The 20,992-nt window shown below is 36.5% G+C and carries 20 protein-coding genes and 2 pseudogenes; 18 read left to right on the top strand and 4 right to left on the bottom strand.

Translation table 11 applies throughout. The features are described from left to right. Positions 1-19: 19 nt before the first annotated feature. From I6L50_RS01565 to I6L50_RS01540, 6 genes and pseudogenes are all read left to right on the top strand, one after another. A complete protein-coding gene (locus I6L50_RS01565; protein ID WP_002114084.1) occupies positions 20-1,438 on the top strand; it encodes an amino acid permease in 1,419 nt (472 codons plus the stop codon). Continuing rightward, positions 1,422-1,799 (top strand): OsmC family protein, encoded by a 378-nt coding sequence (locus I6L50_RS01560; RefSeq protein WP_219300197.1) that lies wholly within the window; start codon positions 1,422-1,424, stop codon positions 1,797-1,799. The genes I6L50_RS01565 and I6L50_RS01560 overlap by 17 nt, the downstream gene beginning before the upstream one ends. Before the next feature lie 62 nt (positions 1,800-1,861). Next, positions 1,862-2,110: pseudogene (locus I6L50_RS01555) on the top strand (HIT family protein); the annotation flags it as partial. Between the two features lie 153 nt (positions 2,111-2,263). After that, positions 2,264-2,449, top strand: a pseudogene (locus tag I6L50_RS01550) (HIT family protein); the annotation flags it as partial. Between the two features lie 179 nt (positions 2,450-2,628). Then, entirely contained in the window at positions 2,629-3,186 is a 558-nt protein-coding gene (locus tag I6L50_RS01545) for an RNA polymerase sigma factor (RefSeq protein ID WP_219300192.1), read from the top strand. Further along, positions 3,152-4,585 (top strand): DUF4367 domain-containing protein, encoded by a 1,434-nt coding sequence (locus tag I6L50_RS01540; RefSeq protein WP_219300190.1) that lies wholly within the window; start codon positions 3,152-3,154, stop codon positions 4,583-4,585. The genes I6L50_RS01545 and I6L50_RS01540 overlap by 35 nt, the downstream gene beginning before the upstream one ends. A gap of 46 nt (positions 4,586-4,631) precedes the next feature. Here I6L50_RS01540 and I6L50_RS01535 read toward each other — a convergent pair whose 3' ends face one another. Then, the gene (locus I6L50_RS01535) at positions 4,632-5,573 is read right to left on the bottom strand and encodes a helix-turn-helix transcriptional regulator (RefSeq protein WP_374108347.1); all 942 of its coding nucleotides are present in this window, start codon (positions 5,571-5,573) and stop codon (positions 4,632-4,634) included. A 107-nt stretch (positions 5,574-5,680) separates the two neighbouring features. On the opposite strand from I6L50_RS01535, the gene I6L50_RS01530 reads away from it, so the two are divergent. Continuing rightward, complete coding sequence (locus I6L50_RS01530) at positions 5,681-6,205, top strand: dihydrofolate reductase family protein (protein WP_219300186.1); 525 nt, start codon at positions 5,681-5,683, stop codon at positions 6,203-6,205. Positions 6,206-6,243: 38 nt separating this feature from the next. Here the strand turns inward: I6L50_RS01530 and I6L50_RS01525 are convergent, their stop codons facing one another. Continuing rightward, positions 6,244-7,614 (bottom strand): sensor histidine kinase, encoded by a 1,371-nt coding sequence (locus I6L50_RS01525; RefSeq protein WP_219300184.1) that lies wholly within the window; start codon positions 7,612-7,614, stop codon positions 6,244-6,246. 11 nt (positions 7,615-7,625) lie between these two features. After that, entirely contained in the window at positions 7,626-8,303 is a 678-nt protein-coding gene (locus I6L50_RS01520) for a response regulator transcription factor (RefSeq protein WP_219300181.1), read from the bottom strand. 174 nt (positions 8,304-8,477) lie between these two features. Between I6L50_RS01520 and I6L50_RS01515 the strand changes: the two genes are divergently transcribed. The 4 genes from I6L50_RS01515 to I6L50_RS01500 all read left to right on the top strand — a co-directional run bounded on the left by I6L50_RS01515 (position 8,478) and on the right by I6L50_RS01500 (position 12,257). Beyond that, complete coding sequence (locus tag I6L50_RS01515) at positions 8,478-9,725, top strand: cell wall-binding repeat-containing protein (RefSeq protein ID WP_219300179.1); 1,248 nt, start codon at positions 8,478-8,480, stop codon at positions 9,723-9,725. Between the two features lie 156 nt (positions 9,726-9,881). After that, positions 9,882-11,333 carry a SulP family inorganic anion transporter gene (locus I6L50_RS01510; protein ID WP_219300177.1) on the top strand — a complete coding sequence of 484 codons (1,452 nt, stop codon included), beginning with the start codon at positions 9,882-9,884 and terminating at the stop codon, positions 11,331-11,333. A gap of 65 nt (positions 11,334-11,398) precedes the next feature. Then, the gene (locus I6L50_RS01505; protein ID WP_002010593.1) at positions 11,399-11,821 is read left to right on the top strand and encodes a universal stress protein; all 423 of its coding nucleotides are present in this window, start codon (positions 11,399-11,401) and stop codon (positions 11,819-11,821) included. 319 nt (positions 11,822-12,140) lie between these two features. Then, the gene (locus I6L50_RS01500) at positions 12,141-12,257 is read left to right on the top strand and encodes a DUF4027 family protein (protein ID WP_002125236.1); all 117 of its coding nucleotides are present in this window, start codon (positions 12,141-12,143) and stop codon (positions 12,255-12,257) included. Between the two features lie 130 nt (positions 12,258-12,387). Here the strand turns inward: I6L50_RS01500 and glpT are convergent, their stop codons facing one another. Then, entirely contained in the window at positions 12,388-13,737 is a 1,350-nt protein-coding gene (glpT, locus tag I6L50_RS01495) for a glycerol-3-phosphate transporter (protein ID WP_002063790.1), read from the bottom strand. 271 nt (positions 13,738-14,008) lie between these two features. Between glpT and I6L50_RS01490 the strand changes: the two genes are divergently transcribed. The 7 genes from I6L50_RS01490 (at position 14,009) to I6L50_RS01460 (ending at position 20,990) form a co-directional block, all read left to right on the top strand. Continuing rightward, positions 14,009-14,503, top strand: a complete 495-nt coding sequence (locus tag I6L50_RS01490) for a MarR family winged helix-turn-helix transcriptional regulator (protein ID WP_219300175.1) — start codon at positions 14,009-14,011, stop codon at positions 14,501-14,503. A 19-nt stretch (positions 14,504-14,522) separates the two neighbouring features. Beyond that, the gene (locus tag I6L50_RS01485; protein ID WP_002090931.1) at positions 14,523-16,136 is read left to right on the top strand and encodes an MDR family MFS transporter; all 1,614 of its coding nucleotides are present in this window, start codon (positions 14,523-14,525) and stop codon (positions 16,134-16,136) included. A 138-nt stretch (positions 16,137-16,274) separates the two neighbouring features. Continuing rightward, complete coding sequence (gene rbsR, locus I6L50_RS01480) at positions 16,275-17,246, top strand: ribose operon transcriptional repressor RbsR (RefSeq protein WP_002029805.1); 972 nt, start codon at positions 16,275-16,277, stop codon at positions 17,244-17,246. Positions 17,247-17,259: 13 nt separating this feature from the next. Continuing rightward, positions 17,260-18,156 carry a ribokinase gene (gene rbsK / locus I6L50_RS01475; protein ID WP_219300173.1) on the top strand — a complete coding sequence of 299 codons (897 nt, stop codon included), beginning with the start codon at positions 17,260-17,262 and terminating at the stop codon, positions 18,154-18,156. Beyond that, positions 18,153-18,548, top strand: coding sequence for a D-ribose pyranase (gene rbsD / locus I6L50_RS01470; protein ID WP_002090928.1), 396 nt, complete (start codon positions 18,153-18,155; stop codon positions 18,546-18,548). Before rbsK ends, rbsD begins: the two co-directional genes overlap by 4 nt. Positions 18,549-18,566: 18 nt before the next feature. Continuing rightward, positions 18,567-20,051 carry a ribose ABC transporter ATP-binding protein RbsA gene (gene rbsA / locus I6L50_RS01465; RefSeq protein WP_219300171.1) on the top strand — a complete coding sequence of 495 codons (1,485 nt, stop codon included), beginning with the start codon at positions 18,567-18,569 and terminating at the stop codon, positions 20,049-20,051. A gap of 3 nt (positions 20,052-20,054) precedes the next feature. Continuing rightward, a complete protein-coding gene (locus I6L50_RS01460; protein ID WP_219300169.1) occupies positions 20,055-20,990 on the top strand; it encodes an ABC transporter permease subunit in 936 nt (311 codons plus the stop codon). Positions 20,991-20,992: the final 2 nt, after the last annotated feature.

The following is a 20,992-nucleotide window of genomic DNA, read 5'->3' as shown; positions in this document are numbered from 1 at the left end:
TTGTAGGGGGAGGATTAAGATGCAGCAAACAACGAATGAGCAATTACATCGTACGATGAAGAGTAGACATTTATTTATGATCGCACTAGGTGGTGTAATCGGAACTGGTTTTTTTCTAGGTTCAGGTTACACCATTAATCAGGCTGGACCAGGGGGAGCCATCCTTTCATATTTAGTGGGCGGATTTATTATGTATTTAACAATGCTTTGTCTTGGAGAGCTAACGGTAGCAATGCCAGTTTCAGGATCTTTCCAAAAGTATGCGACGAAGTTTATTGGACCAGGAACTGGATTTATGATCGGTTGGCTATACTGGATTGGATGGGCAGTAACAGTAGGATTAGAATTAACATCGATCGGTTTAATGATGAAAAGATGGTTTCCGAATGTTGATGTTTGGGTATGGTGTCTCGTATTCGGAGTTATTTTATATGCTTCAAATGCAATATCAGCGAAGAGTTATGCTGAATTAGAGTTTTGGTTCTCTAGTATTAAAGTAGTTACAATTATTGCATTCATTCTACTTGGTGGTAGCGCATTACTAGGATTTTTACCATATGACGGAAAAGAAGCAGCGCCTCTTTTCTCTAACTTTGTAAGTGATGGCGGGCTATTCCCGAATGGACTAGCCGCAGTGCTTCTTACGATGATCACAGTTAACTTTTCCTTCCAAGGAACAGAGTTAATCGGGATTGCAGCAGGAGAGAGTCAGAATCCTGAAAAAACAATTCCACGCGCAATTCGTAATACAGTATGGCGCATTATGTTATTCTTCATTTTAACAATGACAATTTTAGTAGGGTTAATTTCTTGGAAAGAAGCAGGGATAATTGAAAGCCCATTCGTAGTTGTATTTGATAAAATCGGTATTCCATATGCAGCTGATATTATGAACTTCGTTATTATTACAGCTCTTCTATCTGTAGCGAACTCAGGGTTATATGCAGCAACGCGTATACTATGGTCACTTGCAAATGAAGGAATGGCACCAACTTCTTTCAAGAAAGTAAATAAACGTGGTATTCCGATTACAGCGTTAGTCGTAACAATTGCAGTAGCGGGCCTTTCTTTATTAACAAGCTTCCTTGCAGAAGATACAGTATATATGTACTTATTATCTATAGCTGGTTTATCTGCTGTTTCAAGTTGGATCATTATTGCTTTATCGCAACTTCGTTTTAGAAGTCAGTATTTAAAAGGCGGAGGAAAATTAGAGGACTTAAAGTATAGAACACCACTATACCCGCTTGTTCCAATTTTAGCTTTAATTACAAATAGCATCGTTGTTATTAGTTTAGCGTTTATTCCAGAACAACGAATGGCGTTATATTGTGGTATTCCATTTATCATTTTCTGCTATATATATTATTATATGAGTAAGAAACGGAAGAAGCCGATGAAAGTGGAGATGGAAGCGAAGTATGAAAATAAAAATTAAGCATGATGATATAGAGGCAGATTTATCGTATGGTCCATTAGCGATTGGAAAAGAAAATGGGTATTCACCGTTACAATTACTCGTTTCTTCTATCGCAGGATGTAGTGCAATTGTCTTTCAAACAATTTTAGAAAAGAAACGTATTACATACGATACGTTTACAATTGAAACTGAAATTGGTAGAAGTGAAGCTTTATCAAAACCAGTTGAAAGTGTTCATTTGTACTATAAAATTAAAGCAGAGAACATTACAGAAGAACAATTAGACAAGGCACTGCAACTTGCGGTGAAAAATTGCACAATTGTTCAATCTGTAAAGGATAGTATAAAAGTTACAGAAACAATTGAATTAGTAAAGTGAAACATAAAAACGTGAGAATAGGGCGCTCACGTTTTTATGTTTTTGGCAGAGGGGGAAGAATGATGGAATGTTTAGGTTGTAAATTAGTAAATGAAGAAGAAATTATATATAAAGTGTATGAAGATGATTATGTAACTTGTTTTTTAGATCATGCGCCTTTCTATACAGGGCATACTTTAATCGTTCCAAAGCTGCATGTTGTAGAAGTGGACGAATTAGATGATTGTGTAGCGCAAGCGATTATGGACGCTTCTAAGCTTATTTCAAAGGCTATTAAGTTATTATATAAACCAGACGGAATTACAATTTGCCCCGCATTAACGGGCAGTAAGATCCCCTGCCTCAAAATTCAGTGAAAACAAAGAAGTTAGTTGGGGATCCAACTGCCCGTAAAAGCCCGATTGGTTCAACTGATAATCAGTGGGGAATGAACAAAACCCCCACTGATTAAAGTTTCACTTTATCAAAATGGTGGAATCTTTAACGAGTTAACTCATTATCACATGCATGTTGTGCCGAGATATAAAGAGCGTTCGTTTGCTGAGTTTTATACGGTGCAATCGGGAGAAAAGAAGAATTATAATTTTGAAGAGACAAAGAATTTATTAAAAGAAGCAATAGAGAAAATAATACATAGCGAAAAGGTGTAAGAGGAGTTTTCTTAGGGGAACAGTTAGGGAAATATTAATAAAGAAAAGCCCAATTTCTCAGTTAAAATAGAGAAATTGGGCTTTTCTTTATTCTATTATTTAATTTTATCTATTAAAGAATTCTGCAGTGTCACAAAGTATATCGCTCATTCGTTATATAGAATGAGAGGAGGAATTATATGAAAGTTACAAACAACGATTATGAAAAGATGGAAGAGCTATATGAGTTGTACGAACAAAAAATTTATTATGTAGCTTATTCTATTTTAAATAATATTCAGCAGGCTGAAGATGCGGTTCAAGAGACGTTTATTACTCTTTATAAGAACTTGGAAAAGCTCCATAGCTTGAGCACTGAAGAGCTTAAACGATACATTTTGAGGGTCGCGAAAAACAAGGCGATTGATAGTTACCGGAAAAATAAACGACATGAAACATTTTTAGAAGAATATGAAAGAGAATCAATAGAAGCAGTAGATGAAAATATTGAAGAGTGGGAAAAACGTAAAATGTCTGAGGTTCAAATTGATACATTGCTAACAGAATTAAGTGAATCTAACAGACAGGTGTTTAAGTATAAAGTCTTCTATAACTTAACGTATCAAGAGATTTCAAGTGTTATGGGAATAACCGAGGCTAATGCCCGCAAGCAATTTGAGCGCGCTCGAAAACGAGTACAAAGTATTATAGGAGGTATACAAAATGACGAATTCAAAGAACTCCAAAGAAATGTATGACCTTGCTGAAAAAATTGCTTTAGATGATTTTGATAAACTGGATGAACAACATGAATTTTCACATACATATACGCACAAAAAGAAATTGTTTATGGGGGAAATGAAGCTGAAAGGCGAGCAACCACAGACAAAGCGTAAAAGACATCGCATGTTAATCGCTGCTGCCTGCTTATTGATTGGCATGCCGACAACTGTTTTTGGTGCAGTGAAAGTCTATAATATGATTGTCCAAAAACAAAATTATGAAGTAAATGTTTCCTTAACAAATAAGGATTCGAAAAAGAGTGATCAGTGGTATAAGTTGAAGGTTGGTAAATTGCCAGAAAATATGGAAGCAATTGATGACTCTGCTATGAAATATTCATTTAAAGATAACTACGCAAAGGGTGGATTTTCATTCATTCTTTGGAGAGTAGGAAAAGATTCGAATTTTAAAACACTGTACTCAAAAAGCTACGAAGAGAAAGAGATAAATGGCAAGAAAGCAGTGATCGTCAATAAAGAAAATGGAAACAACAATTTAGCATTTAACAGAGAGGTCTTTCTCTTTTTTGAGAAAGAGGGGATCATGTTACAAAGTTATATTGGAAACGATATAAACGAAGAACAAATGGTGGATGTGTTAGGGAACATTTCCCTTGAGCCTACGTCAAAAGAAAAGGCATCACATATAACAGATTATGATAAAAAGTATTTTAGCGAAGAAAGTAAGCCTAAAAAAAATAAAGTGATTCCTTTGAAAAAAGATAGTAAACGACTATTTCATATAGGGCAAAAGGTCCCAGTAACGATATCTATGGATAACAGCAAAATTGAATATGTGATAGAAAAAGTTGAAGTTTTTGATTCAATCAAAGATTTTAAGCAAGAAAACTTTAATGAAACGGGATTAGAGAGACTAAGCGAGAATCAAGCTTTGGATCAAGTAGGACAATTGATACCATACAGACGGGATGAATATAAATTTGGAAATGGTAAAGATTCAATTGATCAATTAGTAGAGTCAAAATTAATTCAGCCTAAATTTGTCTACTTGACAACAACAGTGAAGAATATAGGCAAACAGGCGACAAAAGAAATCTATATGCATCCATCCATACAAGTGCTTAAAAGTAAGGGGAATGTATGGAATTACGCTGAAAGAGCTGGAATTGCGGAAAAAAATATTATGACGGGCGAAGTTGATTATTTAGAACCTCACGGAGACGGGAAAAGTTTTTACAATATTGGTAGTATCCGACCGGGACAAACGGTAAAAGTTAACTTAGGTTATTTTGTAGATGAGGATAAGTTAGATTCAATCTTCCTTGATGCTTTCCGTTACAGTGGTTCTAGTGGCACTGAGAATATGAATGAGAAAAATCGTTGGTGGTTCGATATTCGTCAACAGTCAAAATAATAGAAACAAATCGACGAAAAAAGCTGCTTATATTTAGCAGCTTTTTTCAGTCTTCATACATATGTAAAATTTCTTTCGCACGTATACGTAAACCATCTATTAATTCTCTCGGTTCTAAAACTCGTGCATCTTTTCCAAGCCGATAAAATAAAGGGGTAATAAAGTTAATTTCACCTTTATCAATTGTTGAATGTATATAACCTGTCCCGTCTTCGTTTACTACCACGAATTCTTCAAGGTAAGGAACGCTTTTACATTGGCGCACACCCTCTGTCGTTAGTAAAACATGTAACCGAGTAGGAATGTTTATTACGTTAGAGTTAGAGGCGAACCATTCTTCTAAATTCATAAACTTATCTTTATTTTCTTCGGTCGATAATATGGAAAGAATACGATCCACGCGATACAGTAATACTTTGTTTCGACTATAGTCATAGGATGGCAAATACCATAAACCGTCGTGAGCATATACACCGATAGGATGAACATGTTTTGTTTTAATCCCCGATTTAGACTCGTATTGAAAGTGTAAGTTTTTATTTTCAATAGCCGCTGTTAATACTTCGTTTAAAAAAGTTGTCTCAATTGTTCTCTTCGGATTCCAAAAAGCGATATAAGAACGTATTTTATCAACTTTAGCTTTCGCATCATGTTGTAGAGAGCTATACAGTTTATGAGTAACAGAATTGATTTCTGTATTAAAAGGCAAGTTACGATAGTAGCTTAAAGATTGGAAAGCAAAAAAGATGGAGACCGCTTCTTCTTCGGTAAATAAAATGGGGGGAAGCATGCTGCTTGTTAATACTTTATATCCCCCATTACGACCTTGTTCAGCGTAAATGGGTAATCCCATATCACTTAAATCTAAAACATATCTATGGACCGTACGAACGGAAATATTAAATTCATCAGCTATTTCTTGAGCTGTAAATTTTCTTTTCGCAGAAGCAAATATAAGAATGTCTAGTAAACGTTTTGTTTTTGACAAGGATATCACCTTTTTCTTTTTTAACATGACATAAGTTGTCATGTTTTATGGTTAGTATAGTGCTTATAAGATGATTTTATCAATAGAAGCTGTAAGGAGGAAAAGATATGTCACGTGAAATTGTTTTATTTATTGCAGCGAGCTTAGATGGATTTATCGCGAAAGAAGATGATGATTTAGAGTGGTTAATGGAAACAGAAGGTGAGGGAGACAACGGTTATACAGAAATGTACGAAACAATTGATACGATAATTATGGGAAAGAGAACGTACGATTATGTGGTAGAGCATACGGAAACATTCCCGTACCTAGATAAAAAATGTTATGTTTTTTCTAATTCAGAAAAAGGTTCAAACGAACATGTAGAGTTTGTAAAGGAAGATGTATTAGAGTTTACAAAAAGGTTGAAAGAGCAGGAAGGATCTAAAATATGGATGGTCGGTGGAGGGAGTCTACTGAGAGGATTTTTTAAGAATAATTTAATTGATGAATATGTTGTTACGATTACACCTCACATATTAGGTTCTGGAGTTCCGTTATTTAAAGAAAAGAACCCGGAAATTCATTTAACTTTAACGGATACGAAACGTTTTGGCCAATTCGTAAATTTATATTATAAAGTAAAGTCCTAAAGGATAAGAAAACACGACTATTGATGATAGTCGTGTTTCTATATAGATGGCAATGAAATTGTAAAGCAAGATCCGTGAGCAATTTCACTTGTGACAGTAATATTCCCGCCGTGTAGTTCTACGATTTCTTTTACGATGGAGAGCCCTAAACCAGTGCCTCCTGTAGCTCTAGAGCGCGCTTTATCAACACGGTAAAAGCGATCGAAAATGTGAGGGAGGTCTTCAGGGGGAATACCTTCTCCCTTGTCCTTAATTTTGATGGAAATATGTTTATGTTCTTCTGTAACAGAAATATTAATATGAGAATGTTCTTTTGAATGTCTATACGCGTTATTTAAAATGTTAGCCATAACTTGTTCAAAGCGTTGCTCATCTAGCTTTACTAAGAGTGAGGAAGGACATGTGAAAACAACTTTAATTTGTTTTGCTCCGTACATCACATTTATTTTTTCAGTGATGCGAGTAAGGAAGGTGTGTAAATTCACTTCCTGTACTTGAATGAAAAAGTTATGCTTTTCCATTTGAGCGAGTGAAAATAAATCTTGAACTAAGTTTGTAATATAATCAGACTCGTCTTTTATAATGGATAAGTATCGTAAACGTTGCTCTGGGTGTGTGTTTTCTTTTAATGCAATGTCAGCATAACCTCTTACGTACGTTAAAGGTGTTCGTAATTCGTGAGCAACACTTGCTAGAAATTCACTTCGCTCTGTTTTCATATAATGTAAATCATTTGCGAGAGTTTGGATAGATTGTGCTAGTTCACCAATTTCGTCATTTCGAGTAGTTGTTAATGAAACGGATAAATCGCCCTTACTCATTTTTTCAGTCGCTTGTTTCATGTGTAACAATGGCTTTGTTAACAAACGTGATAATAGAAAAATGGTGATGGCTGTTAATAGGAAAGTAATGACTCCAGCGATAATGAATTGCCGTGTGAGCCCGTTAACCATTTCTTCGATTGATTCCGTCCCGAGAAACATATATACATAGCCTTCCGTTTTTCCTGCCACTACAATTGGGCTAACTGTACATATATAATTAGATGTTTTCCAATGATTCTCTATAATTGCTCCATCATGATCTGTTCGTGTTTGCATTCCTTCAATATGTTTTTTTATAGTAGTATTTATTTCATTGGATTTAGCTAGTATTTCCTTATTTGCATTTGTAATAATAACAGTTGTTTCAGCTTCGGATTCCATTAAAGCAACATGGGAGATTGTCTGCCTGTCAAAATATTTTTCAAGGACATCTCGGTGACTATTTCCGCGCTTTAATAAAGCAGTCATTTCTTCATTTACTCTATTGTTTACAAGGCTATAATAGAGCAAGACAAATAGAACACTTTCGATTAAAAGTGTAACAATTAGAAAATAAAATCCGAGTTGAATAGAAATTCGCTTCATCGTTTTGCTCCTTAGTTTTCAATATCAATCCATCGATATCCTACTCCGTAAACAGTTTTTAAATGGTGATCAATGGGGAAATTTACTTTTCGTAATTTATCACGTAAATTACGAATATGTGAGTCGACTGTTCTATCTTCTGTATTTGTATTTAACCCCCAAATTCGTTCAATGAGCTGATCGCGGCTTAATACGTAGTTCACATGACGTAAAAATAATCCGAGTAAAGAGAATTCGATTGGGGTGAGAAGAAGTTCTTCATTATGGACAGAAATGAAATGCTTGGCCTCATCCCATAAAATGCCGTGATATTGGATTTGTGCATGCTGATTGGTTCGGCGTAAAACAGCTTCAATTCTTGCGAAGAGCTCCTCTTCGTGGAATGGTTTCGTCACGTAATCATCTGCTCCAAGTTTTAACCCTTGGATGACATCTACCGTTTGATCACGAGCAGTTACCATAATGATAGGAACGTTACTAAATGATCGAATTCTTTTGCACGTTTCCCACCCATCCATCTTTGGCATCATAATATCGAGTAAAATAAATTTGAAGTTTCGATTTTCTATATGTGAAATAGCTTCTTCTCCGGATACTGCACATACGCAGTTATATCCGATTGGAGTAAGATAAAGCGTTAATAATTCAAGCATTCTCGGTTCATCATCTACGAGTAGTATATCGATCATAGAGTACCTCCGCATTTGTAGTTATTACTTAAATTGTAAGTCAAAATCATGAAGAAATGGTGCAGATTATAATGCATCTGCATAATTTCTTCAGAATTGCTTGTTATTGTAAAGTTGAAATTCCATTTTAGGTAATAATATTGGCTCGAAAACGAATAATACGGAGGCGATATAGTGAAAAAGATGACCCGAATTTTTGGGATAACAATAATTGCAGCAGTCGGTCTTGCGGCATGCGGACAAACGAACACAGATCATAAAAATCATGAATCTACAGAAGAGAAGAAAACAGAGCAAAAGGAGGTGGAAATGAATCAGGAGGTAACTGCGCCGAAAGAAATGAATCAAGGTGCATCGAATGATTTATTAACGACAAGTTTAAAAAATGTAACGAGATTAAATACAAATGATCCTCTGCAAATGGCAGTATTAACTTCGCAAACGATATGGCCAGCAACGCATAAAGAGAATCAGCCAGGCGCTATTATTTTAGTGCCAGTGAACGAGTGGCAATTAGGTATTGCAAGTGCAGATCTTATTCATCATCCGAATAACGGACCGATTTTATTTATAGAAAAAGAAAAGGTACCCGAAATGACGTTAAAAGAAATAAAACGATTAAATCCGCTCGGAACGAAAGATGGAACGCAAATTATGGTGATGGGGAATGTAGGGGCAGCTAGCCTAGAGCAATTAAAAGAATATAAAGTAAAGCAAATAAAAGAAACGGACCCAGCTAAATTTGCTAAAGATGTTGATAAAGAATATGCCGATATAACAGGAAATTATCCAAATAGCGTTATTATCGGTTCGTCTGAAGAAGAAGGACGTTTATATACAACACCAGCTGTAAATTGGATTTCTCATATGCCAGAACCACTTTTATATGTAGGAAAAGATAAGGTGCCAGAAGCGACGATAGAGGCATTAAAAATGAGAAAAGATAAAGCAAATATATATGTGTTAGGACCAGAAAAAATCGTTTCGAAAGAAGTAGAAAAAGAGTTAAATAAATACGGAAAAGTGACCCGTATTAGTGGGGAGACTCCAACAGAAAATTCGGTTGCATTTGCGAAATTTAAAGATGAAAAAACGAAATTTGGCTGGGGATTCACAAAACCAGGTCACGGTTTGTCATTTGTTTCAAGCAAAACACCAGACTTAGCAATTGCGGGAGCACCGTTTTCACATATGGGTAAGCATGCCCCTGTTGTTTTGCTTGAGGAAGGAAAAGCTTCACAACCAGTTTATGACTTCCTTGCTACTATTCAGCCGAAGTTTAAAGATGATCCAACACTTGGACCATATAACCATGGTTTCCTATTAGGAAGTAGTAGTGATATTTCATTTGAAACACAAGGTATATTGGATGAGAGGTTAGAAATTGTTCAGGAAAGTGGTCAAGGTCACGGTGGACATTAATGAAATGAGAAAAGACGCTGCTAAGGTAGCGTCTTTTCTTTAGGAAAATTTTACATAGCACAACATCCTTTGCTCGTTATATAATAGCCTTCGTGCAGTCGGCCCTGATTTTCTTATGGAGAAAATCAAATGATAAAAGAGTAGAGGAGTGTTACTTTGTTTCAAACTATAAAAAATGAATGGTTCTCAAATATGAGAGGGGACGTGCTATCGGGGGTTGTTGTTGCTTTAGCATTAATTCCTGAAGCGATAGCTTTTTCTGTTATTGCAGGTGTAGATCCGACCGTTGGGTTATACGCCGCTTTTTGTATTGCGGTTACAATTTCGTTTGTCGGCGGAAGACCAGGGATGATCTCGGCGGCAACGGGTGCGATGGCGTTATTAATGGTCACTCTTGTAAAGGATCATGGTTTGCAATATTTATTTGCTACGACAATATTAACAGGTATTGTTCAAATTATTTTCGGAGTGTTCAAACTTAGCTCATTTATGAAGTTTGTTCCTAAATCTGTTATGAGTGGTTTTTTAAACGCACTTGGAATTTTAGTTTTTACAGCACAACTGCCACATTTTAAAAATGTAACTTGGCAAATGTATGCACTTGTCGCATTAGGACTTGCAATTATATATTTATTTCCACGTATTACGACGGCTGTTCCGTCTACACTTATTTCAATTATTATTGTGACAAGCATTGCACTTATGAGCGGATTACAGTTAAAAACAGTAGGGGATATGGGAAGCTTACCGAAAGAATTACCGTTCTTTAGTATTCCTGATGTTCCATTTACACTTGAGACATTAGCAATTATTTTACCGTATTCAGTTATGCTAGCGGTTATAGGTTTACTAGAGTCATTATTAACGGCGTCGGTTTTAGACGATATGACACATACGGAAAGTAATAAGCATAAAGAGGCACGTGGACAAGGGATTGCGAACGTTGTTGCTGGTTTTTTTGGAGGAATGGCAGGATGTGCAATGATTGGACAATCTGTTATTAATATTAAATCAGGTGGTCGAGGGAGATTATCGACGCTTGTAGCCGGTGGTTTTTTAATCGTATTGCTATTTGTTTTAGGTGATTACGTTGTTCATATTCCGATGGCAGCTTTAGTTGCAGTTATGATTATGGTTTCGATTGGGACGTTTGATTGGAACTCTGTAGCGACGATTCATAAAGTACCAAAAGGAAACGCATTTGTTATGATCGTAACAGTTGTGATTGTCCTAATTACACATAATTTAGGATTAGGTGTAATTATCGGAACGATAATTAGTGCAGTTTTATTTGCATTCAATATGGCAAAGATTCACGTGAAACATTTGTATATTGAAAATAAGAAAATATACGAAATTCACGGCCAACTATTCTTCGCATCTACGGCAGAGTATATAAATGCTTTTTCATACAATGAAGATGTGAAAGAAATTGAGATGAACTTTACTAACGCACACGTATGGGATGATTCAGCGGTAGCGGCAATTGATAAAGTTATCATGAAGTATGAACAAAGCGGTGTGAAAGTAAGGATCACAGGGTTAAATGAACGTAGCTTGAAGCTCGTTGCGAATTTAGCTACTTATAATAAGAGAATTGCTAGTTAGAAGCCTCCTTTTTAGGGGGCTTTATTATATAATACGGGTAGGATAACGAAAAGGGGATTCAGCATATGTACAAACAAATTTTATTAGCATGCGATGGTTCTGAACATGCACTTCGAGCAGCCGAGCATGCAACATATATTGCGAAATTTAACGAAGAAACACATGTTGAAGTTGTGTACGTAGTAGATAATAGAACGGCAAAGTCAGATATTATACAAGGACAAACAGATTTAGAAACAATATCAGCTAGTCGAAAAGATAAATTAAAAGAGATTGAGGGTTTATTAAAGAAAGAGAACATTTCCTACAAAATTACGATTCTGCATGGCGATCCAGGAGATACGATTGTTCAATATGTAAATACAGGGGATATAGATCTTATTATTGCTGGGAGTAGAGGGCTAAATACACTGCAAGAAATGGTGCTTGGTAGTGTAAGTCATAAAATAGCAAAACGTGTGAAATGCCCGGTTATGATTATAAAGTGAAGCTTTAATCAGTGGGGGTTTTGTTCATCCCCGACCTAACTTCTTTGCTTTCACTGAATTTTGAGGTGGGGGTCTTACTGCCCGGCGAATAGCGGGATAAAATAAATTGAGTGAGATATTCTGTGATGTAAACAAGACCTTGATATAATTCGAGGTCTTTTTTGATGTATTAAGAGGGAGAATGTGGACAGAATATATATAAGTTTAAAAAATGTTAACTTACAAATTTGTAAGTTAGCTGTCAGCGAAATCGATGTTATGAAATTTTTCCCATTGATACAATAAGAATATCAAAGGGGATATAGGGAGGATGGAAGGTATGAAATCATTTCAAAATTTGTCTTATAGCCAAGGGGTAAGCTTAATTTGTTTAGGTGGATTTGCTGGATCTGTTATGTTAGCTGTTTTAATAAAGATGTTTCAGCAAATGTTTTAATCGTATGAATAGAAGGGAAATGATTAATATAAATAGCAAGAGAAGAACGATAAATAAAAAATAGCTCTTAGCATGTAAGTAAATGCTGAGAGCTATTTTTATGTTTATTTTTCTACACATTATATTTTGTTTAAACTTCTTTTGATTTAGCAGATCCTGTATTTAAAGTAAGAGCAAGGAAGAACATTGCAAGCACACAAGAAGCAAGGAGCAAAATGAATCCGCCGTCCCATCCGAATCCATCTACAATAAAGCCCATAGCTGCGCTAGCAAAAGTAGCTCCTCCTAGGTAACCGAAGAACCCAGTTAACCCAGCGGCAGTTCCAGCAGCTTTTTTGGGTGCTAAGTCAAGCGCGTGAAGACCAATTAGCATAACAGGTCCGTAAATTAAAAATCCAATGGAAACAAGTGCGATACTATCAATGATTGGATGCCCAGCAGGATTTAGCCAGTAAACAAGAACGGCAATGAATACACCGACCATAAATAAAATACCAGCAGGTGCGCGGCGCCCTTTAAATAGTTTATCACTCATCCATCCGCAAAGAAGTGTACCTGGAATACCAGCCCATTCGTATAGAGCATAAGCTGTACGTGAGCTACTATGAGTAAAGCTTTTTTCTTCTACTAAATAAGTAGGAGCCCAGTCTACAACGCCGTAACGAACGAAATAAACAAAAACGTTAGCGATAGCGATATACCATAAAAATTTATTGTTTAATATGTATGTAAATAAAATTTCCTTTACCGAAAGTTCGCGTTCACGGTCCGCTACTTTTTCATCTGATGGATATTCCCCAGTATGTTCTTCAATAGAAGGTAATCCGCAAGATTGAGGTGTATCTCTCATCGTAATTAATACATAAATCCCCACTAAAATTGAAAGAATACCTGGGAAGTAAAATATACTTTTCCAGTCATTTGCAAAGAAATATAAGCCTAATGTAACGAGAGAGGGCATAAGCGCGCCGCCGACATTATGAGCGACGTTCCAAATAGACATTTTTGTACCACGTTCACTGACGGAGAACCAGTGAACCATCGTACGACCACAAGGAGGCCACCCCATACCTTGTACCCATCCATTTAAAAACTGAAGTACAAACATAAGTATAATGCTCGTTGTAATGAAAGAAAATGAGCCGAAAATAATATTAATGATACCGGATAAAAATAGCCCAGCTGCTAAAAAGTAGCGAGGATTACAACGATCGGATACGATACCCATAAGAAATTTACTTAATCCGTAAGCGATAGATACTGCTGAAAGGATAACCCCAAGTTCCCCTTTACTAAAGCCTTGTTCGATTAAGTATGGCATTGCGAGTGAAAAGTTTTTTCGAACAAAGTAGTAACCCGCATAACCGATGAAGATGCCTAAGAATACTTGCAAACGCAATTTGCGGTATTCGCTATCAGTGCGATCAGCTGGTAAGCGTTCTGCGTGGGGCGCAGGTTTAAATAATTGTGTGAAAAACATAAAATGAAAATCCTCCCCTAATTAATTGGAAGCGTTTTAAGACAGAGAGAATACAAAAAGGCTATGAAATATAAAAAAGTTCCCTTTTTTATGATTCATAGCCATATACTCCGATTCTCCGTGACTGTCAATATTAACTTCGACGAAAATTATACAACTTTGTGACAATAATGTAAACGTTTTTATAAAGAAAGTTGTTGACGTATTTTGTTTGTGGGATTAATATTTAAATACGTTAAATATTTTATTGCTTAAATAAGAGGTGGATAACATGCCAAATGATATGACTCATATTGATAAGATTCAAGCTCTTACATTCGCTATAGGAAAGAAAATGCAAACAGAGCTATTAGAACAAATGCAAGCATCAGGACTTACACCACCGCAGTTTTATATTTTAAAGATTTTAGATCATTACGGAGCTTCAAGAGCGACACAATTGGCGGAGAAAATGTACGTGAAACCGAGTGCGATTACAGTAATGACTGATCGTTTAATTGATCATGGGTTAGTAGAGCGCTATCACGACGATAATGATCGCCGCGTTGTTGTCATTGAGCTAACGAAGAAGGGGAAAGCTACAGTAGAAGAAGCGATGGCGGCTCGTAATGAGCATATTGCAAAATACTTCTCACACTTAGAATTACAAGAGAGGGAAGATTTGTTGCGCCTCTTTGAAAAGCTAGAAACAATTATTTGTGGGAAACCAGAGAAAAAAGAGAAAAAAGAGAAAAAAGAGAAAAAAGAGAAAAAAGAGAAAAACTAAGAGGAATTGAGGAGATTACATGGAGCAACAAGAAAATCAGAATAGAAAGTTGTTGTTAATCGGTTTAGTAATCGCAATGCTATTTGCTGCATTGGACGGAACAATCGTTGGTACAGCAATGCCGCGTATCGTCGGTGAACTAGGTGGATTAAGTTTAATGACATGGTTAACAACAGCTTACATGTTAACATCAACAACGGTTGTACCGATTGCAGGTAAATTAGCGGATTTACTTGGGCGTCGTAACGTATATATAGCAGGATTAATTATCTTTATGGTTGGTTCAGCGTTATGTGGTATGGCAAACGGTATGACAGAATTAATTATTTTCCGTGGTATTCAAGGTCTTGGTGGCGGTATTATGATGCCAATGGCTATGATTATTATCGGAGATATGTTCACGGGAAAAGAACGTGCTAAATGGCAAGGTATTTTTGGAGCTCTATACGGTCTTGCCTCTGTAATTGGACCACAAGTTGGTGGTTGGATTGTAGACGCAGTGAACTGGAGATGGGTATTCTATATTAACTTACCAGTTGGTATTTTAGCGACAATCTTCATTGCAATGGGATTAAAAGCACATAAACAAACAGGACCAATTAAAATTGATATCGCTGGAATCTTCACGATGATTCTCGGTGTTGTAAGTTTATTACTTGCGTTAACATTTGGCGGGAAAGATTATGCATGGGGTTCTTGGCAAATTATCGGGTTATTTGCACTAGCTGCCATTGGTATTGTTAGCTTTGTTATCGTTGAAACGAAGGCTGAAGAACCAATTTTACCAATGCACTTCTTTAAAAACCGCACATTTACACTACTGAATGCGATCGGTTTCTTTATGAGTATCGGAATGTTTGGAGCAATTATGTTCGTACCGTTCTTTATGCAAGGAATTGTAGGCGTAAGTGCTGCTGAATCAGGAACGATTATGACACCGATGATGATTACAATGATCGTTATGAGTATTATTGGTGGTCAGCTTGTATTAAAAATTGGTGTGAAACCACAAATTATTACAGGGATGCTTATTATGGCTAGTGGTTTCTGGTTATTAACAACGATGGATATGCACACAACTAAGCTTACCGCTACTTCTTATATGATGGTTATCGGTTTAGGAATGGGTCTTGTTATGCCGATATTAACATTAGCATTACAAGAAAGCTTCCCGAAAAAAGATCTTGGCGTTGTAACATCATCAAGTCAATTCTTCCGTCAAATCGGTGGAACGTTTGGGATTACAATTTTAGGATCAATTATGAATAACACTTCAGGCACAACGTTAACAAATAAATTAGTACCTGTATTAGACACATTCCCAAAAGAAGCGGGACAAATGGTAACAAAATTTAAAGATATGATTCATACAGATCCACAAAGTTTATATTCTATGCTATTTAGTCCAGAGGCATTAAAACAAATGCCAGAAGCATTTTCTAATAGCATCGTACCAATTTTGAAAAGCTCTTTAGTGGACTCACTTCATACTGTATTCTTAACAGGATTGGTATTTATCGTAGTAGGTGCTATCTTTACGATTTTCTTACAGAAAATTAAACTGTCTGATCGTAAAAAAGGTGCTGAAGAGCCTGCTGTAGAAGAAAAGGAAAAAACTGTATCATATTCGTAATAAAAAAGCATCGCCATAAGGCGATGCTTTTTTTGAGTATAACCTTAAAAGCTTTTTAGTTAGAAATGATTGACGTATTTTTATAAATGCGTTATATTATTTTCTGTAAACGGTTACATGAAGTGAGGAGAAAAGAGAATGAGTACGATTAAAGACGTTGCAAAATTGGCAGGGGTATCTGTTGCGACCGTTTCCAGAGTGTTAAATAAAAATGGATATGTTCATGAGGATACATTAAAAAAAGTAGAGCGAGCAATTGAAATGCTAGATTATAAACCTAGTACAGTAGCGCGTTCTTTATATAATAAAAAGTCTCGTTTAATTGGCTTAGTTGTTCCAAATATCGTGAATCCATTCTTTCCCGAAGTTGCACGTGCTGTAGAAGATGTAGCACATAAGCAAGGTTACACAGTTGTACTTTGTAACTCTGATGAAAATTTAGAAAAAGAGAAGCAATACATTGATGTGCTTAGACAAAATAATGTGGACGGATTTATTGTAGCAACGAATCCACAAAATAGTGTTAATTACATGAATTTGTCTATTCCAGTTGTTGCGATTGACCGTATGTTTAATGAGCGCATTCCTACTGTATATGCAGATAACTATGCAGGGAGTCAGGCGGCGACAAAGTTATTAATAGACAAAGGGTGTAAGCATATTGCACATATTCGTGGACCTCGTGATGTGAGTACAGCCAATGAACGTTTTGAAGGTTTTGTAGACGTTATTACGCAAAATAATCTTTCTTATATGATTGCAGAGAGTACATTCGATCCAGCTAATAGTGAACAGGTCGCGGTGGAATTATTAGAAGAATATCCGCATATTGATGGAATTGTTGCTGGGAATGATTTAATTGCAATTGGTATTGTAAAGGCTGCACTTCAAAAGGGAATTTCTATTCCAAACGATTTACAAATTATTGGATTCGATGGAATTTCTTTAACTGAAATGATGTATCCATCTATTACGACTGTTGCACAGCCAATTTATGAAATGGGGAAAATTGCAACAGAATTGTTGTTAGAGCAGATGGAAGGAAATCCATTAGAAGAGAAACATTATCGTTTACCGATTGAAATTATAGAAAGAAATACAACGAAGTAAGGAGATGAGACAGATGCCAAATATTGCAGTAGTAGGTAGCATTTCAATGGACTTAGTGGCTGTTTCAAAAATACGGCCGAAAGCAGGAGAAACGGTAATTGGTGAAGCGTTTCATACGATCCCAGGTGGAAAAGGGGCCAACCAAGCAGTTGCTGCAGCTAGATTAGGAGCAAATGTAGCGATGGTTGGTGCAGTAGGAAATGATGATTACGGAACAGTAGTTAGAAAAAATTTGGAGAACGAACGCATTTTTATCGACTATGTGGTACCGGTTACAGATAGGACGACAGGAATCGCTCATATCGTTTTAGCAGAAGAGGATAACAGTATTGTTGTCGTACAAGGAGCAAATGCTCTTGTAAATGAGTCGATTGTAGATCGTTCAAAAGACCTTCTTGTAAAAGCAGATATGGTTGTTCTTCAACTAGAGATTCCGCTTGAAACAGTAAAATACGTTCTAGCTATTTGTGAGGAGCATACAATTCCAGTTATGTTGAATCCGGCTCCAGCACAAATCTTATCAGAAGATATTTTAGAAAAAGCGACTTATATTACGCCGAATGAACATGAATGTCGCATCGTATTAAATGATTTCACATCACCAATTGAAGAGTTACTTGCGAAATATCCAAATAAGCTATTGATGACGGAAGGGTCTAACGGTGTTCGTTTCCATAACGGAACGGAAGTTGTTCAAGTTCCAAGTATTGCTGTAGACGTAGTAGATACGACTGGAGCTGGTGATACATTTAACGGCGCGCTAGCAGTTGCACTTTCTGAAGGAGAAATACTTCAAAAAGCAATTCGTTTTGCGAACATTGCTGGTGGTCTTTCTGTAACGAAACTTGGGGCACAGGGCGGTATGCCAACGAGAGATAGAGTACGTGAAGTGCAGGTGATTGTCGGATGAAAAAACACGGTGTATTAAATAGTGAAATTGCGGCGGTCCTTGCTTCACTTGGACATACAGATACGATTGTAATTGCAGACTGCGGGTTACCTATCCCTGATGGAGTAAAACGGATTGATTTAGCAGTTGAAATCGGAAAACCTAGTTTTTTAGACGTATTACAAGTTGTTGCTGATGATATGGCAATTGAAAAAGTGACGTTAGCAGAAGAAGTTATTATGAATAATGCAGAGGTAAATAAAGAAATTGAGATGCGATTAATAGAGCCAGCATTTGAATATGTGTCTCATAAGGAATTTAAAGAGCATACAAAGAGAGCGAAGGCGATTATTCGTACAGGAGAAGCAACGCCTTATGCGAATGTTATTTTACATGCAGGCGTGATTTTTTAATAGAGGGATGTGATGAGAATGCATATTGAAATGAAGAACATTTCAAAAGCGTTCAGTGGTAATCCTGTTCTAAAAAACGCACAGTTTATGATTGAAACAGGAGAAGTCCATGCATTGATGGGGGAAAATGGAGCGGGGAAATCGACGCTCATGAAGATTTTAACAGGTGTATATAAAAAAGACAGTGGAACAGTCATGATTGATGGGAAAGAACGAACTTTTAAAAATGCGAAAGAAGCTGAAGAGTATGGTATTGCATTTATCCATCAAGAGTTGAACATATTACCGAATTTAACGGTAGCTGAAAATATGTTTCTTGGCAAAGAGTTAATGTATGGGAAAACGGGCATTTTACGTACGCGTCAAATGAATGCGATTGCCCAGCAACAATTAGCAGATCTTGGTCTACATGTGAGAGGCGCTATGCTAGCAGGTGAATTATCTGTTGGACAACAGCAAATTATTGAAATTGCTAAAGCATTAATGACAAAGGCGAGCGTTATTATTATGGATGAACCTACAGCAGCATTAACAGATCGCGAAATTGAAACGCTGTTTATTGTTATTAATAAATTACGTAAAGAGGGCGTTTCATTCGTTTATATTTCACACCGGATGGAAGAAATTTTTTCAATATGTGATGCCATTACGATTTTGCGTGATGGAGAATATGTAGGGAAGAGATTAATTCCGGAAACATCATTTGATGAAGTAGTTAGCATGATGGTGGGGCGCAGTATTGGTCAACGTTATCCAGAGCGAAATAGTCAAATTGGCGAAGTGATTTTTGAAATGCGTAACGGAACGAAAAAGGGGAAATTTGAAAATGTTTCGTTTCAAGTTAGAAAAGGTGAAATCCTTGGTGTTGCGGGCTTGATGGGAGCTGGTCGCACGGATATTATGAAAGCAATATTTGGATATGAACCGCTCGATTCAGGAAAGATTTTTATGAATGGACAAGAAGTAAAAATTGATAGTCCAATTGATGCGATCAGACAACGAATTGCCTTTATTACAGAGGATAGAAAATCTGAAGGGCTTGTGTTAGATTTTTCGATTCGTGAAAATTTAGCTTTACCAAATTTAGAAAGTCTTTCAAAGGGAAGCGTTGTTAATAAAGGTTTAGAACAGCAATTTACAGAGGATATGATGAAGCTTCTTAATGTGAAAGCAGCAAACGGAGAGCAAGCTGTAAAATCTCTTTCGGGTGGAAATCAGCAAAAGATTGTAATTGCAAAATGGTTAGGTATTCATCCGCAGTTACTCATTTTAGATGAACCAACGAGAGGTGTAGATGTTGGGGCTAAAAAAGAAATTTACTCTATTATGAATAAGCTTACCGAGCAAGGAGATTCCGTTATTATGGTATCGTCTGAGCTTCCAGAAGTTTTAGGAATGAGTGATCGTGTTCTCGTCATTCATGAAGGGAAAATCGGTGGTATTTTAGAGAAAGATCAGGCATCGCAAGAGTCTATTATGGCACTAGCTACAGGGGGAGAGTAAGATATGGCTAAGAAGGGGAATGTATTACAACAACTTGGTTCTTTAATCGGATTAGTATTAATTATCGTAGTAATTACAGCTTTAAATCCAGCATTTATTGAAATTCCAAATTTATTTAATATACTGCGCCAAGTATCGATTAATGCACTCATTGCATTCGGAATGACCTTCGTTATTTTAACAGGGGGTATTGACTTATCGGTAGGTTCTATTTTAGCATTATCAAGTGCACTTGTTGCCGGAATGATGGCAAGTGGCATGGATCCGTTCCTTGCAATGGCAGTTGGATTATTAGCAGGTCTTGCAATGGGGATTGTAAACGGTATCATTATTGCGAAGGGAAAAGTAGCTCCGTTTATTGCAACTTTAGCAACAATGACTATTTTTCGCGGGTTGACGCTTGTTTATATGGACGGACGTCCGATCACTGGTCTTGGTGATCATTTAATGTTCCAAATGTTTGGCCGTGGTTATTTCTTTGGTATTCCTGTGCCAGCCGTTACAATGATGATCGCTTTTGCAGTACTGTACTTTATTTTAAAGAAAACAACGTTTGGTCGCCGTACGTTTGCGATTGGTGGAAATGAAGAAGCGGCAGCTTTATCAGGTATTAATGTTACGAGAATTAAAGTAATGATTTACGGTCTTTCCGGAATTTTGGCAGCGCTTGCAGGTATTGTATTAACATCAAGATTAGATTCTGCACAGCCGACTGCTGGTACTTCTTACGAATTAGATGCAATTGCAGCAGTTGTGTTAGGAGGAACGAGCCTTTCAGGTGGAAGAGGATGGATTGTTGGTACATTCATCGGTGTGCTTATTATTGGTGTACTAAATAACGGTTTAAATTTATTAGGTGTATCTTCTTTCTTCCAACAAGTTGTAAAAGGACTTGTAATCTTACTAGCTGTACTAATTGATCGTCGAAAAGAAGCGTAATG

It is taken from the genome of Bacillus sp. FDAARGOS_1420, from assembly GCF_019344915.1.
Taxonomy (GTDB): Bacteria; Bacillota; Bacilli; order Bacillales; family Bacillaceae_G; genus Bacillus_A; species Bacillus_A mycoides.
Note: the sequence above shows the minus strand (reverse complement) of the source record. Positions and strands in the feature narration are given on the sequence as shown.

What these genes read in the sequence shown, in the direction of transcription:
- I6L50_RS01565 (WP_002114084.1), top strand. Translation starts at nt 20, where the DNA reads ATGCAGCAAACAACGAATGAGCAATTACATCGTACGATGAAGAGTAGA.
- I6L50_RS01560 (WP_219300197.1), top strand. Translation starts at nt 1,422, where the DNA reads ATGAAAATAAAAATTAAGCATGATGATATAGAGGCAGATTTATCGTAT.
- I6L50_RS01545 (WP_219300192.1), top strand. Translation starts at nt 2,629, where the DNA reads ATGAAAGTTACAAACAACGATTATGAAAAGATGGAAGAGCTATATGAG.
- I6L50_RS01540 (WP_219300190.1), top strand. Translation starts at nt 3,152, where the DNA reads ATGACGAATTCAAAGAACTCCAAAGAAATGTATGACCTTGCTGAAAAA.
- I6L50_RS01530 (WP_219300186.1), top strand. Translation starts at nt 5,681, where the DNA reads ATGTCACGTGAAATTGTTTTATTTATTGCAGCGAGCTTAGATGGATTT.
- I6L50_RS01525 (WP_219300184.1), bottom strand. Translation starts at nt 7,614, where the DNA reads ATGAAGCGAATTTCTATTCAACTCGGATTTTATTTTCTAATTGTTACA.
- I6L50_RS01520 (WP_219300181.1), bottom strand. Translation starts at nt 8,303, where the DNA reads ATGATCGATATACTACTCGTAGATGATGAACCGAGAATGCTTGAATTA.
- I6L50_RS01505 (WP_002010593.1), top strand. Translation starts at nt 11,399, where the DNA reads ATGTACAAACAAATTTTATTAGCATGCGATGGTTCTGAACATGCACTT.
- I6L50_RS01500 (WP_002125236.1), top strand. Translation starts at nt 12,141, where the DNA reads ATGAAATCATTTCAAAATTTGTCTTATAGCCAAGGGGTAAGCTTAATT.
- glpT (WP_002063790.1), bottom strand. Translation starts at nt 13,737, where the DNA reads ATGTTTTTCACACAATTATTTAAACCTGCGCCCCACGCAGAACGCTTA.
- I6L50_RS01490 (WP_219300175.1), top strand. Translation starts at nt 14,009, where the DNA reads ATGCCAAATGATATGACTCATATTGATAAGATTCAAGCTCTTACATTC.
- I6L50_RS01485 (WP_002090931.1), top strand. Translation starts at nt 14,523, where the DNA reads ATGGAGCAACAAGAAAATCAGAATAGAAAGTTGTTGTTAATCGGTTTA.
- rbsR (WP_002029805.1), top strand. Translation starts at nt 16,275, where the DNA reads ATGAGTACGATTAAAGACGTTGCAAAATTGGCAGGGGTATCTGTTGCG.
- rbsK (WP_219300173.1), top strand. Translation starts at nt 17,260, where the DNA reads ATGCCAAATATTGCAGTAGTAGGTAGCATTTCAATGGACTTAGTGGCT.
- rbsD (WP_002090928.1), top strand. Translation starts at nt 18,153, where the DNA reads ATGAAAAAACACGGTGTATTAAATAGTGAAATTGCGGCGGTCCTTGCT.
- rbsA (WP_219300171.1), top strand. Translation starts at nt 18,567, where the DNA reads ATGCATATTGAAATGAAGAACATTTCAAAAGCGTTCAGTGGTAATCCT.
- I6L50_RS01460 (WP_219300169.1), top strand. Translation starts at nt 20,055, where the DNA reads ATGGCTAAGAAGGGGAATGTATTACAACAACTTGGTTCTTTAATCGGA.